This is a genomic window from Leucobacter coleopterorum (assembly GCF_011382985.1).
In the GTDB taxonomy this organism is placed as follows: Bacteria; Actinomycetota; Actinomycetes; order Actinomycetales; family Microbacteriaceae; genus Leucobacter; species Leucobacter coleopterorum.
On the sequence record NZ_CP049933.1, the window covers coordinates 2,208,708 to 2,226,840 of the forward strand.

13 protein-coding genes and 3 pseudogenes are annotated in these 18,133 nt (G+C 61.1%); 9 read left to right on the top strand and 7 right to left on the bottom strand.

What is annotated here, in order from left to right:
- The first annotated feature begins 16 nt into the window (after positions 1-16).
- Positions 17-427, top strand: coding sequence for a GAF domain-containing protein (locus G7066_RS16235; RefSeq protein ID WP_244302913.1), 411 nt, complete (start codon positions 17-19; stop codon positions 425-427).
- Positions 424-888, top strand: a complete 465-nt coding sequence (locus G7066_RS16240) for a helix-turn-helix transcriptional regulator (RefSeq protein WP_244302914.1) — start codon at positions 424-426, stop codon at positions 886-888. The genes G7066_RS16235 and G7066_RS16240 overlap by 4 nt, the downstream gene beginning before the upstream one ends.
- Before the next feature lie 4 nt (positions 889-892).
- Here G7066_RS16240 and G7066_RS10425 read toward each other — a convergent pair whose 3' ends face one another.
- Positions 893-1,555, bottom strand: coding sequence for a MazG nucleotide pyrophosphohydrolase domain-containing protein (locus tag G7066_RS10425; RefSeq protein ID WP_166330964.1), 663 nt, complete (start codon positions 1,553-1,555; stop codon positions 893-895).
- A 225-nt stretch (positions 1,556-1,780) separates the two neighbouring features.
- Between G7066_RS10425 and G7066_RS10430 the strand changes: the two genes are divergently transcribed.
- Positions 1,781-3,085, top strand: a complete 1,305-nt coding sequence (locus G7066_RS10430) for a GNAT family N-acetyltransferase (protein WP_166330966.1) — start codon at positions 1,781-1,783, stop codon at positions 3,083-3,085.
- Here the strand turns inward: G7066_RS10430 and mfd are convergent.
- From mfd to G7066_RS10445, 3 genes and pseudogenes are all read right to left on the bottom strand, one after another.
- Positions 3,078-6,719, bottom strand: coding sequence for a transcription-repair coupling factor (mfd, locus tag G7066_RS10435; RefSeq protein WP_166330967.1), 3,642 nt, complete (start codon positions 6,717-6,719; stop codon positions 3,078-3,080). The two genes, G7066_RS10430 and mfd, sit on opposite strands and share 8 nt — an antisense overlap.
- Positions 6,716-7,305 (bottom strand): annotated as a pseudogene (gene pth, locus G7066_RS10440) (aminoacyl-tRNA hydrolase). The gene mfd and the pseudogene pth overlap by 4 nt, the downstream one beginning before the upstream one ends.
- Positions 7,306-7,469: 164 nt before the next feature.
- Positions 7,470-8,060 (bottom strand): 50S ribosomal protein L25/general stress protein Ctc, encoded by a 591-nt coding sequence (locus G7066_RS10445; RefSeq protein WP_166330968.1) that lies wholly within the window; start codon positions 8,058-8,060, stop codon positions 7,470-7,472.
- A gap of 482 nt (positions 8,061-8,542) precedes the next feature.
- Between G7066_RS10445 and G7066_RS10450 the strand changes: the two genes are divergently transcribed.
- Positions 8,543-8,767, top strand: a complete 225-nt coding sequence (locus G7066_RS10450) for a hypothetical protein (protein ID WP_166330969.1) — start codon at positions 8,543-8,545, stop codon at positions 8,765-8,767.
- Between the two features lie 28 nt (positions 8,768-8,795).
- On the opposite strand, the gene G7066_RS10455 is transcribed toward G7066_RS10450, so the two are convergent.
- The 3 genes from G7066_RS10455 to G7066_RS10465 all read right to left on the bottom strand — a co-directional run bounded on the left by G7066_RS10455 (position 8,796) and on the right by G7066_RS10465 (position 12,185).
- A complete protein-coding gene (locus tag G7066_RS10455; protein ID WP_166330970.1) occupies positions 8,796-9,956 on the bottom strand; it encodes a glycosyltransferase in 1,161 nt (386 codons plus the stop codon).
- Positions 9,953-10,363, bottom strand: a complete 411-nt coding sequence (locus tag G7066_RS10460) for a glycosyltransferase (RefSeq protein ID WP_166330971.1) — start codon at positions 10,361-10,363, stop codon at positions 9,953-9,955. Before G7066_RS10460 ends, G7066_RS10455 begins: the two co-directional genes overlap by 4 nt.
- Before the next feature lie 220 nt (positions 10,364-10,583).
- A complete protein-coding gene (locus G7066_RS10465; RefSeq protein ID WP_166330972.1) occupies positions 10,584-12,185 on the bottom strand; it encodes a HEAT repeat domain-containing protein in 1,602 nt (533 codons plus the stop codon).
- A gap of 161 nt (positions 12,186-12,346) precedes the next feature.
- On the opposite strand from G7066_RS10465, the pseudogene G7066_RS10470 reads away from it, so the two are divergent.
- From G7066_RS10470 to G7066_RS10490, 5 genes and pseudogenes are all read left to right on the top strand, one after another.
- Positions 12,347-13,659 (top strand): annotated as a pseudogene (locus G7066_RS10470) (nucleobase:cation symporter-2 family protein); the annotation flags it as partial.
- A 95-nt stretch (positions 13,660-13,754) separates the two neighbouring features.
- Positions 13,755-14,983 (top strand): annotated as a pseudogene (locus G7066_RS10475) (MFS transporter).
- Positions 14,984-15,178: 195 nt separating this feature from the next.
- Positions 15,179-15,961 (top strand): DUF4349 domain-containing protein, encoded by a 783-nt coding sequence (locus G7066_RS10480; RefSeq protein ID WP_166330973.1) that lies wholly within the window; start codon positions 15,179-15,181, stop codon positions 15,959-15,961.
- Between the two features lie 4 nt (positions 15,962-15,965).
- Entirely contained in the window at positions 15,966-16,637 is a 672-nt protein-coding gene (locus G7066_RS10485) for a cyclase family protein (protein ID WP_166330974.1), read from the top strand.
- A 115-nt stretch (positions 16,638-16,752) separates the two neighbouring features.
- On the top strand, positions 16,753-18,108 hold the full coding sequence (locus tag G7066_RS10490) for an aldehyde dehydrogenase family protein (RefSeq protein WP_166330975.1): 1,356 nt from the start codon (positions 16,753-16,755) through the stop codon (positions 18,106-18,108).
- Positions 18,109-18,133: the final 25 nt, after the last annotated feature.

Consider the following 18,133-nt stretch of genomic DNA (forward strand, 5'->3'; position numbering starts at 1 on the left):
GAAAGTAGGTATTGCAATGAAGCAAGACACAATGACGGCAGAACAATTGAGTCTCGACACCGCTGTGCAGTCGTTCGCGCAGGCCACGGGATTTGACGTTACGTTTGGCGGGTTTGAACACCGAGGAGTGGCAACGGTCACCTCGCTCTTTGGCAACCAGACCCAGAGCCTGAGCGGCCTTGAGGTTGCACTCGGGCTCGGACTGGGTGGCCGGGCAATGCACGAGTGCCGCCCACGCCTCACCTCCGATTACGCCCGGTCTTCAAAGATCACCCACCACTACGACACGCAGGTGCTCACCGAGGGAATCCGCATGCTGTTCGCGGTGCCCGTGATCGTCGATGGCTGCGTTCGTGCCGTGCTCTACGGCGGGTCGCGTACTGCCTCAGCCCGGGAAATGCCCTCGTCAACGCGGCATCGACGGTGACTGGGCTGTTTGCACGAGATATCCGCGTTCACGACGAAGTGAACCGTCGTCTCGCCACAATGCCCAAGCGAGTCATCGAGCACCGTGAGATACCAGCTGGGACTCTCGAGGAATTGCGAGAGAGCTACGCCGAGCTGCGAGGCATTTCGGCGGAGGTGTCTGATCCAGCCCTGCGTGCAAAGCTTGCTGCGCTAGAGGATCGCTTGGCACGTTTGAGCAAGGGCGCGGGATCGACACACTCTGCGGGTGCGACACCATCGACGGGTGTGCAGCTCTCTCCACGAGAACTCGATGTACTGGCGCACGTGGCCCTCGGCGGCAGCAACATCGAGATCGGGCAGACGCTCGGGCTCACCGAGGCCACGATTAAGAGCTACCTGAAAACGGCGACCACCAAACTGGGGTGCTCAAATCGGCACGCGGCGGTTGCCGCGGCCCGTAAGGCAGGCCTACTGCCGTAGCGTGCTATTTCGACTCAACCGCGAGCTTTGCTAGCCGATCAACGGCGCGTCGGAGAGCACGATCAGGGTCGATCCCCGTCGCGTTCGCCCGCGAAACCAGCGCCAGCATCGCATCACCGAGTTGATCTTCCGCGTCTGAGTCAAGATCAGATGCCGCACCCACTGTCGGTTCGATGAGATTTGCTCGTTTGAGCCGTTCGACCACCTTCGCCGCGCGAGCAAGCGTCGGCATGCCCGCGGGTATCCCCTCCAATGGGCTGCGGGATCCCCTCGCCTCACCCGCAGCGTCCTCCTTCAGGCGTTCCCACTCCGCGTGCAGTTCTTCAACTGTCATGTAGCCACGGTCGCCAAAAACGTGCGGATGCCTCGCGATAAGTTTCTCGTTCAGGGCATCAGCAACGCTTCGCAGGTCGTAGCCCTCGCCGTCGCGCTCCGCAATCGCAGCGTGAAAAAGCACCTGATAGAGCACATCACCGAGCTCTGACCGCACCTCACTGGCCGGTAGTTCGCGTTCAACCGCGTCGACGAACTCCGCTGTTTCCTCTACGAGAAACGGCATGAGCGACTCGTGGGTTTGCACCTCGTGCCAAGCACATCCTCCGGGCGAGATCATCGTGCGCACAGTCTCGTAGGCCTGCATAACATGCCGGGCGTCATCGTTTGCCATGCCGTAAGCCTAATCAGTCAACCTACCCCAGACGCCGATTCAGGGGTCATTCATCCCGCTAGATTGCGGTTGCTACCAGTATCCCAACACAGTTATCTATATCGAGAGCGACTTTGCCGTGCTGGACCCCGCCGCGGAGTGGCAGCTGGTGTGCCGCCTCTCCGATTAGTTTCGGCATCAAATCGCTACGAGGCTATCGCGGCGTATGCGCTGCGATAGCCTCGTTTGCATGAGCGAGCAATCTGGCAGCGTGACAGCGGATTTGGGTCGGGAGCCTTGGACCCCAAGGACTGGTCTCGCCAGGCGCTGGCGCAGCACCCGCTCCGCACTGAGCGCCTCACAATTCGCCCGCTTGAGGCTTCCGACGCCGACGACGTCTGGCGGTATCAAAAGGATGCCGAGATCCTGCGGTATATCCCCTGGCCCGAACGGACACGCGCCGAGGCTCGCGAGCACACCGAGCGCAGGGCATCGTCGGGTGAGTTACTAAAGCAGGATGGCGACCACGTGTTCCTGGCGGTGGAGCTCGCTGCCGGGCCCGAGGCAGGTCGGGTCATCGGAGATCTGATGCTTCGGGTCTCAAACACCGTCAAGGCAGAGATTGAAGTGGGGTGGGTCTTTGCAAGCGACCAGCAGGGCAAAGGCTACGCCGCTGAGGCCTCCGCCGAGGCAATCCGACTCGCCTTCGAGCAGCTCGAAGCGCACCGAGTGGTGGCGCACCTCGACGACCGAAACACGGCCTCCGCGGCCCTGTGTACCCGCCTCGGTATGCGCCACGAGGGCACCGCGTTTGCGCAGGAGTGGGAGCCAGACGGGTGGGTGAACCTTGAGCTCTACGCCTTGGACCACGAAGAGTGGTCTTGCCTCGACTCGGGATCACCGCAGCCACGCGCGGCTTCACCGACTCCGGTGCCGCCAACCGTTGCCAGCGAGGGCGCGCCCTCGCCGTTTCTTCTCCCCTACGATTTCGCGGGGAACCGCACGCTCCCTCTGCATACCGAGCGGCTAGAACTGCGCGCCTATCGCGAATCCGACGGTGCTGAACTCTGGGCCCTCATGAGCGACCCGGCGATAACGCACTATCTGAGCACCTATCCCCGCAATCTCACAGAGACTTCTGCCCTGGCACACAAAAACGCGCACTGCCTCACCCTGGACCGAGAGGGCGATGCCGTGAAAGCCGTCATCGCAGCAGACGGTGTGTTCGCGGGACAGATAAAACTGCAGGTGGCCTCGGTTGAGCTGCACGTTCTCGAGGTCGGGTGGACCGTTGCCCCGTCGTTTCAAGGCCGTGGCTTCGCCCGTGAGGCGGCCACCGCGCTGCTCGACGTCGCCTTCGAGAAAATTGGCGCTCACCGCGTCATTGCCAACCTAGACCCTTGCAACCGCCCCTCAGCCGCTCTCGCGACACGACTGGGCATGCGACCTGAACAGGTCAGCCGCCTGGACTGGCCCGAGGCGAACAACCGCTGGGTAGATAACGCGGTCTACGCAATCACCGCCGCGGAGTGGCGAGCACGGGTCAAGTAACCGCTGGCGCATCCTCTTCTAGCAGCGTGGCAAGCACCCGACCGGTCCAGGCAGCCACGTCGCCCTCGTCGCCAACGTGGCGCTGACCAACACCGGCGAGCGGGCTACGAGACGAGGCGGTGCCGCCCGGCAGCGGAATCTGCAGGCTCTGGCTCGCCTCGGTGTAACGCGAGCCGGGATACATGCGATTCATACGCATCTTTCGTGAGTCGAGCAGCTTTACCGGTTCGAGGCGCAGCGCGGGGCCCGCGGCGACCACCTTGGTGAGTCCGAGTCGGGATGCCCGGCGACGCAGCGCCGATACCGCGGCGAGCCGCTGCACCTCTTCGGGCGGTTCTCCATAGCGGTCGGTGAGTTCCTCGAGCACCAGGGCAACGTGGTCTTCGGGGGCTTGCGGGTGCGACGCCGCCGAGAACTTCTGATAGGCCTCGAGCCGCAGCCGCTCACTCTCAACGTATTCCTCGGGAATGTGAGCGTCCACCGGCAGTTCAAGCACCAATTCGGTGTTGCTCTGCACATCTTCGCCTTTGAACGTGCTCACGGCCTCACCGATCATGCGCAAGTAAAGGTCAAACCCAACACCCGCGATATGGCCTGATTGTTCGCCTCCGAGCAGATTGCCTGCACCGCGTAGCTCGAGGTCTTTGAGAGCGACCTGCATTCCAGCGCCGAGCTCGTTGTTGGTGGCGAGCGTCTCGAGGCGTTCGTGAGCGTGCTCGGTGAGGGGCTTGTCGGGGTCGTAGAGGAAGTAGGCGTAGGCGCGCTCTCGGCTTCGCCCGACACGGCCGCGCAGCTGATGGAGCTGGCTCAGGCCGTACTTGTCGGCAGCGTCAATGATGATGGTGTTTGCATTTGCAATATCGAGGCCGGTCTCAATGATGGTGGTCGAGACGAGCACGTCGTACTTGCGCTCCCAGAAGTCTTGCACCACCTGTTCGAGTTGGTGTTCACTGAGTTTGCCGTGGGCAACCGCGACACGTGCCTCAGGCACGAGTTCCGCGATCTGGGCAGCGACCCTTGAGATCGAGGAGACCCTGTTGTGGACGAAGAACACTTGCCCCTCGCGCAGCATTTCACGCCGGATCGCGGCTCCGATCTGCTTGTCGCTTCGGGGGCCCACAAAGGTCAGAATTGGGTGCCGGTCTTCCGGTGCCGTGGCGAGCGTCGACATCTCGCGAATGCCGGTCACCGCCATCTCGAGCGTACGCGGGATCGGCGTCGCGCTCATCGCAAGAATGTCGACGTTTGTCTTCAGCTTCTTGAGCTTGTCTTTGTGCTCGACCCCAAAACGCTGCTCTTCGTCAATGATGACCAGGCCGAGGTCTTTGTAGAGAACGTTCTCGGACAGCAGCCGGTGTGTGCCGATCACAACGTCGACGGTGCCAGCGGCGAGCCCCTCAATGGTTTCTTTCGATTCTTTGTCGGTCTGGAAACGGCTGAGTGGCCTGAGCTGCACCGGGAACCCAGCGAAGCGATCCTGGAATGTTTCGAGGTGCTGATTGACCAGCAGCGTGGTTGGCACGAGCATGGCAACCTGTTTGCCGTCTTGCACCGCTTTGAAGGCCGCGCGCACGGCCACCTCGGTCTTACCGAACCCGACGTCTCCCGCGACGAGCCGGTCCATGGGGATCGGCTTCTCCATGTCACGCTTCACCTCGTCAATGGTGGTGAGCTGGTCGAGAGTCTCGGCGAAAGGGAAGGCTTCTTCAAGCTCATGCTGCCACGGTGTGTCAGACGAGAAGGCAAAGCCTTTTGAGGCCACTCGGGCGGAGTACAGTTTGACCAGCTCCACCGCGATGTCTCGCACGGCCTTGCGCGCCTTCTTTTTGGCGTTGGCCCAGTCGTTGCCGCCCATTTTCGAGAGCGCGGGGGCTTCGCCGCCAACGTAGCGCGAGAGTTGATCAAGCTGATCAGTCGGCACGTACAGCTTGTCTTTCGGCATACCCCGTTTAGTTGACGCGTACTCGAGCACCAGGTACTCACGCAAAGCCTTTGTCGCGTCGCGACCGATCCCGGTTGGCACCATACGCTGGGTCAATTCTACAAATCGCCCGATGCCGTGGGTCTCGTGCACAACGTAATCGCCAGCGACGAGCTTCAGCGGATCCACCACATTCTTGCCGCGACGCTTTGCAAGTTTCTGTCCAGTTGCTGCCTGACTCGAAACGGCGCGGCCGAAGAACTCTGCCTCCGAAACCAACAGTAGTTTCGCTTCGTCGCTCTCGAAACCGCTCGAAGCAGTACCGGGAACCAAGTAGACCACACCGTCTTCGAGCACTTCTGGCAACTCGGCGACCAGCCGAGCCGCGGCTCCCGCCTCAGAAAGCACATCCCTGGCTCGTTCAACCAGGCCGATCCCCCGTGCAGTAACAATGGCGTGCCAACCAGCAGCAAGCCTCTCGCTCAGCAGACTAATCGTAGCTCCGGTAGCTTCCACGCTTGAGGGTTTCAGAACGGGGCCGCCGTTCACATTGATGGTGACGAAGTCGACGTAGTTCACGTGCTCCTCGGTGTCAGCTGACTCACCCTCGTCACGCACGAAACTCGACACTGACCACCAGGGTCGCCCATTTGAGGCTTTACGCAGCTGCGACATCGACAGCATTCCGCTGTCGTCGACCGGGATAGGCGCATCCGCGCCAGCCGTCGCTGCGCTCCAGGCAGCCTCCAGAAACTCGCGGTTTGTTTCTGACAGGCTGACGGCTCGGCTAGCAACCCGCTCGGGTGATGCCACCAACACGGCACCACCCTCGGGAAGCAGCGACGTAAGTGGTTCAAGCCCTGGCACGAGCTGCGGCAGCAAACTCTCCATGCCTTCAACGGGCATTCCCTGGCTCATCTTTTCAAGCAGTGTGCTCAGCGCCGGGTAGCGAGGCAACATCTCAGCGGCACGCTCGCGCACTTCAGGAGTCAACAGCAACTCCCGAGCAGGCCACAGTTCAAGTTCGGTGAGCGGATCCCCTGCACTGCGCTGGTCAGCGACCGCAAAGCGTCGAATCTGGTCCACTTCGTCGCCGAAGAAGTCGACACGAGCGGCATGATCTTCAGTCGGCGGGAAGACGTCGAGAATGCCACCGCGCACCGCAAATTCGCCGCGACGTGTCACCATGTCAACTCGGGTGTAAGCGAGCTCAACCAGATCACGCGCAACAGTTTCGAGCGGATCGGAGGCTTCACCGGCTCGCAACACAATGGAGCGGGCTTCAACCGCGTGGGGCGACACCGGCTGCAGCGCGGCGCGCACTGAGGCGACCAGGATAAGCGGCCCCTCTTCTGCGTGGTCAACCGACTCGCGCAGAACCCGCAGGGCTGCGGCGCGGCGCCCTACAGTCTCGGCGCTGGGGCTGAGCCGCTCGTGCGGAAGGGTTTCCCAGGCAGGGAACTCAACTGTGGTTGCCTCGGGTATGAGCGAAGCCAACGCGCTGCGCAACGAATCGGCCTCACGACTGGTCGCAGCGATCACGAGGAGTGGCCCACGATCCCCACCTTCTCTGCGCCTGCGCACAAGGCCCGCAATGAGCGGTGCGCGAAGCCCGTCTGTGACGGCAAATTCTGCGTCACGCTCACTAGCGTCGAGCGCTCGGCTAAAGGACTCGGAGGTTTCAAGAAGTCGATCTACACCCCGCAGTGTCATTTTGCGCTCCGTCCGTGGAAGCGCTGCTGGGCCGCAAGCAGTCCCGCTGTAGTGAGTGCCTCGGTCGCATCGGCAGCGTCTTCGAGCAGCACCGCGAGTGCGGCGCGCTCAGATGTGCCGAAAGGGCGCAACACGTAGTCTGCCGGGTCTTGCTGCCCGGGTGGTCGACCAATGCCGACTCGTACGCGCAAAAACTCTGGGGTGCCAAGTGCCTTGGCGATGTCCCGCAGGCCATTGTGGCCGCTGTGTCCACCCCCTGCTTCAGTTTGATGCTATCGAAAGGAAGGTCGAGTTCGTCATGGATCACGACAACCCGCTCCGGTGGCACCCCGAAGTAGCGCGCGAGCGCTGATACCGGGCCACCAGACGTGTTCATGTAGCCGTTTGATTTGGCAAGGATCAGCTTCGGGCCGCCGGGAACCAAACGCCCCTCTGCGACCCGGGAGTTTGTGCGGTGAGAGGAGAACCGAGCGCTCATGCGCTCAGCAAGCACGTCAATCACCATCTGGCCGACGTTGTGTCTGGTCGCTTCATACTTCGCGCCGGGGTTACCAAGGCCGACAATCAGCCAGTTGTCACTCACCATGCGATCTTCTGCTTCCTTCTTCTTGCGCCAGAACATGTGATCCCTCCGTAATTATGATCGCAGGAGCCACCGACATTGACGATGCACAACCTCTTCAAACAGACAAACGGCCCGTCGTGTCGGCGTTGAAGCGCCAACCCGACGGGCCAGAAAGTGTTCGAGAACTACTCGGCGGCTGCCTCTGCAGCGGCCTCTGCCTCTTCGTCTGCGGAAGAGCCGCGCGGTACAACAACGTGCACAACAAGCTGATCAGCATCGTCGAGCAGCACAGCACCCTTGGGCAGCTCGATGTCGCCAGCGAGCACCTGTGTACCCTCTTCAGCGCCCTCGATGTTGACAACAACGTTCTCTGGGATAGAGGTAGCGGGAGCGCTCAGGCGCAGCGTGTTGAGCTCAAGCAGCGCGTTGGTGCCAGAGAATGACTCGCCCTCAACGTGAACGGGAACCTCAACGTCAACGAGCTCGCCCTTCTTCACAACGATCAGGTCGAGGTGCTCGATGATCTGGCGAACCGGATCCTTCTGCACGTCCTTCACGAGCACGAGCTCCTTGCGGCCCTCGATATCGAGCTCGATGATCGCGTTTGCCTGGCGGATGATGAGGCTCAGCGGGTGAGTCTCAACCGAAACGTGAACGGGATCGGTGCCGTGGCCATAAACAACTGCGGGGGTGCGGCCTGCTGCGCGCAGCTTGCGAGCAACACCCTTACCGAAAGCATCGCGGTTGGTAGCTGCCAACTTGTTGGTCTGGCTCATATTTGAATCTCCTTGACGGGCTCTCGCCCAATGAGGGCGGCACAGCCGCCAGGATTGGTGTCTCGCACTTGCGTAGAAACGCAGCAAGATGGCCCGCTGAGGCGTTCCGTCCCGCGTCGATAACGGGCTCGAAGGCCCCTCGCCGAAGTACAGCTATTCATCTTACACGAGATACTGAAGAGTTCGAGAACATCGTCGGTGGAACAACTTACGGAGTTTGTCGCGGCTTCTCCTGAGCTCGGCGTCGAGAGCGGCTTGATGGATTCGATTGGGTGCGCATCACCGAGACACAGTTGTTTGGATTGCCGGTACGCGCGAGGTACCTCGCTATCGATCCAGGTCTTGAGCACGGTGTGATGGTGGATCTCGCCAGCCGTGTTGATCCTCCGCCATTGGCAAACGGTGCTCCCCGTTGGGCATCAACCTTGAGCTCAACACGGACCCGACAGACCAGGCCGTGACAAGCAACCTCCCGACAACCCGTGAGGAAGCGAAATAGCGATGGCACAGTTCCAGACTTCTTCTACGCACTTGCGCAACGGCGCGAGCAACGCCTCCATGCCGTGCAAGAAGTAACGGCTCTATACAGCGCCCGCTTCGGCGAGGCTGCCGATGCTCGGCCGCTCGACATCACCCTGTTGCAGACGCTGAGCCAACTCATCAAGCGCTTCTCGGGTTCGCTGCGGCATTTCAAGCATCGCCCGTAAGCCGAGCCCGATCTCCGCGGCGGAGACCTCATTGGGGCAAGAGCCAAACCAAATCCGAGTCGTTCAAGAGCTTCAGCCCCGCAAACTGATCCGTGGAAAAAGGCAGCACGATCAACGGCACTCCAAAGTGGAGCGCCTCCGTGACACTATTGTTGCCCCCGTGCGTGACGGCGAGCGCGGCGGACTCCAGCAATGTGACCTGGGGCAAGAACTCTTCGATAAGCCAGTGTGAGGGCAACTCTCCCAGCATTGCAAGATCGGCCGAGCCGTAAGCAATGGCCGCCCGCACGTTCGCTTCCTTCAACGCAGTCACGACCTTGGCGAGCACATCTGCTCTCACCGAGAGAAAGCTTCCAAAACTGACGTACACAAAGGGCTCGTCGCTGGCCGACAGCCACTGAGTCACACGTGAATCCTTGCGGTCCGCGCGCACAGAGGAGCCAATAAAGGTGTGCGGCGGCAATAGGGCCAGGCGATCCCGCGACACCAGCTCTTTCGGGTAGTTAAACACCAGAAAATCTCCGTGTTCGGCAAAGGCGTCGTTTGATAGCGGCTTGCCGGGCGCGAGTTCTTCGAGCACGCGGTTCCATTCCGCGGTGAACGTTTGACTCGTTGCTTCTGTGAGTTTGCGTAGACCTTCGAGCTCCGCTGGGGTCGGTGAGAACGCGTTCGGCCACGCCGGTGGCAGTCCGTACACTTCCCCGGTTGCGGGAAGTGGGAGCGCAGTCGGGTGACCCAGTACGACGTCAACGTGCCGGATGTCTGCTGCCACAAGGGCCAGACGGGCACTGAACGCGAGGTGGTCAACAATGATGGTGTCTGGTTGCAGAGCTTCCACAATGGCCAGAACCTTCCGAGCGGTGGCAAGAGGCTCCCACATGAGATCGTTCATGCGGGCTTTCGCCTGGAAGGTCAGCGTCTCAATCATGCCCTCACGGGTTGCGGCAAAGAAGCCGCGCAACGCTTCGTCCTCACCGCGTGGCTGTTCCTCGGCGCGAATCACACCGGGGTTTGATCCTTGGCTCAGCTGAAGACCAACGTGCTCAAACCCGAAAGATTCAACGATTGCCTGGGTGACGGATCCTGTCGCCACCACCACTCGCTCGTCTCGATCTCGCCAGCGGCTGCCGAGAGCCGCAAGAGGGTACAGGTGCGAGGCATAGTCGGGGCTGATAATCAAAAGCGTCATGAGAAAACGTCCAGTTCTTGTTGAAGCGTCATGCTGTCGTGATGGGTGCCTGAGTACACTCCGACGAGAGCCTTGGCCATGGCTTCGACGGTGTAGCCCTGCTCTACAACACTGCGAGAACGTTGGGCGCGCTCATCGGTGCGCTCATCGGCGGCGCGGTCAAGGGCTTCACCAATCGCGTCACGGAGTTTCGAGGGCACCCAAGTGGAGGTGAGAAAGCCGGTGTGTCCGTGTTCAACATAGGTTGCCGGGCCTCCGCCGTCAGGGGCAACGACCAGCAATCCGGCCGCCATGGCTTCGAGCACCGCAAGGCCAAATTCTTCTTTGAGGCTGCCGCACACATAGACGCCGTTCGGGGCAACAAACCCAGGGAGTCCAAAGCGGGCGGCCGCGATCCAACGCGACACGACCCCGTTGGGTCGATGCCCCGACAGCACGAGCCCCCGGCCATGCGCTGTTCCGGCTCAATGATCTGGTGGATCCGATCCAGCTGGTCTTGCTCGTCAATTGAAGGGCGTAGCAAGTTTCCCCCGATCAGAAGCAGGTTCGCGCGCTCGCGCAGTTCTGATCCGGCCCATGCTTCTACGATGCTGGCGGTTCCCTTGACCCGATGGAACCGACCGACACTCAACAGCAGTGGCAACCCACGCCGCTCGGGCGGGAGCCCTGCAACAGTTCACGAAGCTCGCTGAGCGCGGAGCTTGGAGTGCCGCCCTCGGAGAAGCGCCGCGCCTCGTTCACAGCCTCATCCGTCAGGGACAGATCGATTCCCTCTGGAACAGTGGTGTGTTTACCTGGCGCCTTCGCTACGTCGATGCCCATGAGATCCCGCATGTCGAACTGCAGGTTTGGCCTAGGGAAATAGACGGTGTGAGCCGAACTCGCCACGAGCCGTTGCAAGAGGTTCACTCTGAACCAAAAGTGCTCGGTTTCGTCAACGGATCCAAAGTTTTCCCGGGTCAAGCGGCCCGAGAGATCCATGGTGTTGATGAGCACGTGAGGGTCGGGAGCCGAGGTAAAGACGACAGGAATGTTACTCGCACGAGCGACTTCAAGCGCCGCCAAGCTGCCCACATCGGCCATGCGAAGGTGGATTACGTCCACCCGGCCCGCGGCCCGAATCATGCGAGCAATGCCTCTGCGCGCGGTCACCCTCAGCGGCCAGGCGTTTGCAGCCTGTACAGGATCTTGCAGCAGCGGGATGCGTGCATAGACGTGACCAGCAAGGCCCTTCCGCAACACTTCAAGGTTCTGCGCCGCCTCATGAATGTCACCTCTTGAGAGCGTCAGCACGCGCGTCACAGGAACCCGCTCGACTCCCCCGAGGCTCACCTCATCTCCCAGGCGATCCGAGGTGCCAACGAGCGCGTCCCCCAGCCTCACCAACAGCGTCGCGATTCCGCCATTGTCTCCGTTCCCAGCGTTGCTCAGCTCGGGATCAATGTCTGCGTGGAGAAACAGTTGCGCTATGGTCAGTCCTCCTCCAATCTTGGTGCCAGCAGGATCGACCGCGCCGCCCCCATCTGATGCGTTCGAGGCGATCACTGCGGCTTTGATATCTGCAAGCGCAAGCTTGGCCACCTCAGCGAGAACTCCGTCGAGTTGCGTGAGCTGTTCAAGCAGCGCACACTCTGTGGGCGCAGGCACTTGGTCTCCGAGCGCGGAGACCGCCGCCACACGCGCGAGAAGGCCTTCCCCAACGTCACCTGCAATGCGCGCAAGCTGAACCGCCACTGCGGAGCCCGGCACCAAACCGAGTGTTTCCACGAGTCGAAACCGCTGTGCTGGGTCAACGACCTCGGCCAGGGCGCTCTCAAGTCGGGCAGCGACTGTAGCTGGGGCCGCTTTCGCCCACTCCTCGAGGGTGCGTTGAGAAAGCATGCCAGTGAATCCGCCGGTAACCACCATATATATGAGAGGCCCGACAGCTTCAATGCGAGGCGCTCGAGATCCAAGTGCCCAGACTGAGTGCTCACGCACAAACCCCTGCTCGTGAGTGAGCATGCCCATCAATGCTTCGTCGACCTCTGGGTCAGGAATGCACGCAAGGGCATGGATCGCAGCAATCGCCATCACCTGATCGCTGGATTCGACCGTCTGCAACAGCACTGGAATGTCACTTACGCTTCCAGAGCGGGCCGCCGTCGCTGCGAGTTCGTCTGCGGAGCGAAGCGCTTCTAACAACCGATCGGCCTTGCGAACAGCTTCGAGACGGTTGCGAACGCGCATATTTGATGGTCCTCCGAGAATCTGTACGTTTCAACAGGACGCCTAAAGCGTATACCGTTTGAGGCGGTCGCAAACTGAAACTCTGCAACATTCAAGCCGAACAGAGCAGAAAAGTTACAACGTCCCTAGGAACCAAAGCACCCAGCCGCTAGTGTTCAGTTGTGAGTACTGCGCTGCGAGATCCACGCACCCCACGTCCCGAAGACGAGCGACTTCCTATCGGACGCACCCTGGGCTATGGCCTACAGCACGTGCTCACGATGTACGGTGGGATCATCGCGCCTCCACTCATCGTTGGCAGCGCGGCTGGGCTAAGTTCAGCAGAAATCGGAGCGCTCATTGCGAGCTGTCTCTTTGTCGGTGGACTCGCCACAATCTTGCAGACCGTGGGCATCCCGTTCTTTGGCAGCCAGCTCCCGCTCGTGCAGGGCACCTCGTTTGCTGCAGTCGCCACGATGGTCGCGATTCTCGAGAGCGATGGCGGTGATATCCAGCGTGTATTCGGAGCAGTGCTCGTGGCCTCGATCGTGGGGTTCTTGATCGCTCCAGTCTTCGCCCGAATCATTCGCTTTTTTCCGCCCGTGGTGACCGGCGTGGTCATCACCATGATCGGGATCGCCCTCCTTCCCGTCGCCGCGAACTGGGCGATGGGCGGCAATGCATCCGCAAAAGAGTATGGAAGCCCGGTCAACATTGGCCTCGCGATGGCCACTCTTTGCTCTGCTCTGCTGCTCACCAGATTTGGATCGGTGGCAGTTCGACGACTGGCCATTCTGCTCAGTATGGCCTTCGGGACCCTCCTCGCGGCCCTTCTCGGCACTGCCGATTTCTCGAGAGTCGGGCAGGGGTCGTTCTTCGCGTTCCCCCAGCCACTGGCCTTTGGCTGGCCGGCGTTTGAAATCGGAAGCATCATTTCCATGATCGTGGTGGTGCTCGTGATTCTTACGGAAACCACTGCTGACATTGTTGCGCTCGGCCAGATCGTCGGCACCAAGGTCAGCAAACGCCGGATCGCTGACGGCTTGCGAGCAGACATGGCCGCCAGCATCTTGGCCCGTTCCTCAACACATTTACGCAAAGCGCATTCGCTCAAAACGTCGGTCTCACCGCCATTACCGGCGTAAAGAGCAGGTTCGTTGTGACGGCAGGCGGCGGGATCCTGGTAGTTCTGGGACTGTTCCCCATTCTCGGTCAGGTGGTGGCCGCCCTGCCGACCCCGGTGTTGGGTGGGGCCGGGATCGTGCTCTTCGGTACCGTTGCCGCATCGGGCATACGCACGCTGAGCAAGATCGGTTACGAAGGAAACTTCAACCTGATCATCGTGTCTGTCTCAATTGCCGTTGGCAGTCTGCCAGTGGTTCGGCCAGACTTCTACGATGGGTTCCCGACTTGGTTCGCGACGATCTTCGATTCAGGCATCAGTTCAGCAGCACTGGCGGCTGTGGCGCTCAACCTCTTTTTCAATGAGCTCAGACTCACCCGCGCAAAGTCGAGAAACACGTCGGGCTCCCCCGCAGACATCTCCAGATAATCCGCGCGTCGGGCCGCCCGCGCCCATATACTCGTCTGATGGGTATTTATCGTGAGCTGGGGCGAAATCCAGGCGTCTTTCGCGTACTTGTCTCGCAGCTGACCGCCCGTTTTCCCTTCGGGATGCTCTCGATCATTCTGCTGCTGCACATTCAACTCGCGTACGGAGACTACACCTCTGCCGGCATCGTGCTCGCAACACAGAGTGCAGGCCAGGCGATTTCGGGTCCAGTTGCCAGCAGGCTCATGGGCCGCTGGGGCATGCGCCCAGTTCTGACACTCACTGCGATCCTCTGTTCAGGGTTGCTTGTCACCATTGCAGTGGTGCACCTCCCCTCGTCATCGTCGCGGGTTTGGCCTTTCTCGTTGGCCTGACAACACCGCCCGTCACCCCCGCAGTGCGCACGCTCTACCCGAAGCTCGTACCGGGCAATCAGCTCACTGCCCTCTTCTCACTCGACGCTGCCGCGCAAGAGCTCATCTGGGTCGTTGGCCCAGTCGTTGCGGTGCTCGTTTCTTCGCAGTTTGGCACCGTAGTAGGCCTTTGTGTCGCTGCGGCATTCATGCTGCTTGGTGGTGCCTGGTTCATTCTGAGCCCGTCAGTCGGCTCAGTAAAGATTCCCCGCTCGCGGCGAGGCCTCGGCGCGATTCTGCGGCGCCCAACCGTTATCATCTCCACAACCATCGGGTTCTTCTTTGTTGCGTCATTCGCGGCGATTGAGGCGGGGATCGTCTCGGCGTTCACCCCTGCGGGTGAAGGTGCTGGGCACGGGAGCATTGAGTCCGGGATCGTGCTCGCACTGTTTGCAGGCGGCTCCCTTGTGGGCGGATTACTCTTCGGTCACCGCCCTCTGCGCCCTTGGTCACTCCTACTCAGAATTTCCATCGTTCTGATCGGTACCGTCCTGTGCCTCGTCAGTTTGAACATCTGGTGGCTCAGCGCCGTGCTGTTTTTGGGCGGGATCGGCACGGCCCCCACTTTCGCTGCCGTTTCAAGCATGGTCAGCTCGACGGTGAAGTTCTCTGAGACCGCCGAAGCATTTGGTTGGATCGGAACCGGTCAGCTCGTAGGAGTTGCGGTTGGATCAGCGTTTGCCGGTGTCGCCATCGACGCAGCCGGAGCACACGGCGCGATCCTTGTCTCCGCCGGACTCTTACTCGTCTGCGTGATTGTTGCGGCCTGCACTATGCGCTGGGTGCCGGATCTCAAAGACGGTCACATCGAACCGCTGCCCGAGACCGGAACACTTTCGATCCCGCTCCCCTAACGATTACACGTCATTTGGGGTGCGGGTCAGTGCCCCCAAATACAATGAGGCCATGAAACGACACGGCTCCATCCTCGCGCTCATCGCCGCATGTTTACTCGTTCTGCCACTCTCTGCGTGTGCCATGCCTCCCGGCACCGTGAGTGACACAGGGCCACAAATCCCGCGCCGGGGGCTGCGGCGGAGCCTGGCGCGTTGTCGGATGCTTCACCGAAGATGACAGACGCCGCCACTGAATCGGGCCAGTCAATCATTCAGAACGGCGACCTCACGATTGTGGTGTCCGATCCAACGAAGGCTGCAGACAAGGTGACCACCGTCGCAGAAAAGCTTGGCGGTTACGTCGAGTCTCAGACAGTTTCGAAGGCGACAGGAAGCGAACCCGCTTCAGCTACGCTGAGCGTGCGGGTGCCGTCGGCGAAAGTCGATGAGGCGTTTGACGCACTCGCGGAGGTCGGAGACGTCACCTCACAGAACCGCAGTGCGACCGATGTGACGGCAGAACACGTTGATCTTAAGGCCCGTGTAGCCGCTCTCGAAGACTCGGTAACACGCCTCAAAGAACTCATGTCGGGTGCGGCAACAACCGGGGAGCTGATCGAGGCAGAAACAGCACTCTCGCAGCGACAGCAAGAACTTGATGGACTCAAGGCCCAGCTGAAGGCACTCGAGGGCCAGGTCGACGAGGCAAGCATTTGGGTGAACCTCACAACAGAAAGTGTGATCCCGGGCGGCCCCTCAAACTTCTGGGACGGGCTGCTTGCGGGCATTGCGTCGCTCGGTACTGCAGGCGCGGGGGCGCTGGTGGTGCTCGGGATCCTGATTCCTTGGCTTGTGCTCGGTGGCGTCATCGCGCTAATTGTGATCGCGATCGTGCGATCGAGGCACCGGGCAAAGGCGCGTCGCAGTGCGGCCCAGCCGACCGCGCCCCTGCAAGAACCGCTCGAAACCACCCCGACAGCAAATGAGGCACCCTAGAACAATGCGTGTCATCGACCTTAGCCACCCTGTCACAACTGGCATGCCGGTGTACCCGGGCGACCCCGAAGTCAGCATCACTCCGGCGCTCAGCGTCGCCGAAGACACCGTCGCAGTTGCGCATCTTGTGCTCGGCTCTCACTCTGGCACGCACCTCGACGCGCCATCGCACTCAATCGAGGGCGGGCGAACGGTCGATAACATTCCGCTCGAACTCCTGCAGGGAGAGGCTCTCATTCTGCGAACGCGCGTCGGCGCGAACCACTGCATTACGGTCGCCGACCTTGACGCAGAACTGCCGGAGCGCCTCCCAACCATCGTCTGCATCGCTACTGGCTGGGATCAGCATTTCGCAGACCAGCAGGCCATCAATCACCCTTTTATTTCGCTTGAACTCGCGGCAGAGCTGTGGGAACGCGGAGGCCGGGTGCTCGGGATTGATGCACTCAGCCCGGACGCGAGCAGCGATCCTAACAGCGCAACTCTGCCGGTTCACGAGCTCTGGCTTGGCCGCGACGGGATTATTGTCGAAAACCTCACCCGGCTCACCGAACTCCCAGCAAAGGTGGAGGTGGTCCTCGCCCCACTGCGACTCGCGGGTGTTGACGGCTCGCCGATCCGCGCTATGGCGAGGATCACAACGGATTTCGCAGATTCATCGCCACTCGACGGCTGATATGGGCTGCTCCCCTCCAGAAATACACGGGATCCGGACGCTAGTGCTGTGACCGCTGGTGTGGGAGACTTGCTATACCCACCACCAGACGAAGTCACTAAGGAGTGAGTCATTTATGGGCACGTTTGCCGTAATTAACCCGGCCACGGGCGAGACCGTTGCCGAGTACCCTGACGCTACAGCGGCGGAGATCGAGGACGCGCTTGCCTCGGCTCAGAAGGCTTACAAGGAGTGGTCGCGCACCACGACCGTTGCACAGCGTGCAGCACTCGCGCAGCGCGCCGCTGAGCTCTTTGACGAGCGTAAAGATGAGCTCGGCGCGATCATCAACCGCGAAATGGGCAAGCCGCTCGATCAGTCGATCGGCGAGGCAGAGTTCTCGGGCGCTATCACCGCAGCCTTCGCGAACAACGCTGAGAAGTGGCTTGCAGACGAGCAGCTTGAGGTAGAAGACGGGCTGAAGAGCTTCTTCCGCTACCAGGGCACCGGCGTGATCCTCGGCATCATGCCGTGGAACTACCCCTACTACCAGGTCGCTCGCTTCGCAGTACCGAACCTGATTCTGGGCAACACCGTCGTGCTGAAGCACGCCGCGCAGTGCCCCGAGTCGGCTCTCGCGCTCGAGAAGCTGTTCCTCGACGCAGGCTTCCCGAAGGGTGCCTACGTCAACGTGTTTGCAACACACGATCAGATCTCCGACATCATCGCCGACGACCGCATCCAGGGAATCTCGCTCACCGGCTCCGAGCGCGCTGGTGCGATCGTCGCAGAGAAGGCTGGCCGTGCTCTTAAGAAGTGTGTGCTTGAGCTCGGAGGCTCCGACGTCTTCCTCGTGCTCGACACCAACGATCTCGACCACGCGGTTGAGCACGCAGTTGGCGGCCGCATGGAGAACACAGGCCAGGCTTGCAACGGTTCGAAGCGCATCGTTGTTATGGACAAGTACTTCGACGAGTTCTCAAAGAAGTTCACCGCGGCGATCGCTGGCCAGTCGTACGCAGACGGTGACTTCGGTCCCATGTCGTCGGCTGCCGCCACGAAGACCCTCGCGGGTCAGGTGCAGGGTGCGCTCGACCAGGGCGCCGAGGTGCTCGTGGGCAACAACACCCCCGAGGGCAACCTCTACACCCCGAGCGTGATCACAAACATCACCCCGGCAATGGACGTCTACAGCCAGGAGCTGTTCGGGCCCGTAGCGCAGCTCTACAAGGTTTCGAGCGATGCTGAGGCTATCGAGCTTGCAAACTCCTCGCCATACGGCCTCGGTTCCGTCATCATTTGTGACGACCTGGAGCGCGCCGAGCAGGTCGGCAACCAGCTCGACGTGGGCATGGTCTTCATTGGTGGCGCAGGCCTCGAGGGTGCTGACGTGCCCTTCGGTGGCGTGAAGAAGTCGGGCTACGGTCGCGAGCTCGGCAAGGTTGGCATGCTTGAGTTTGCCAACAAGAAGCTCTTCCGCTTCGCTGGCTAAGCACTAATAACTAAGTGGGGCCCGG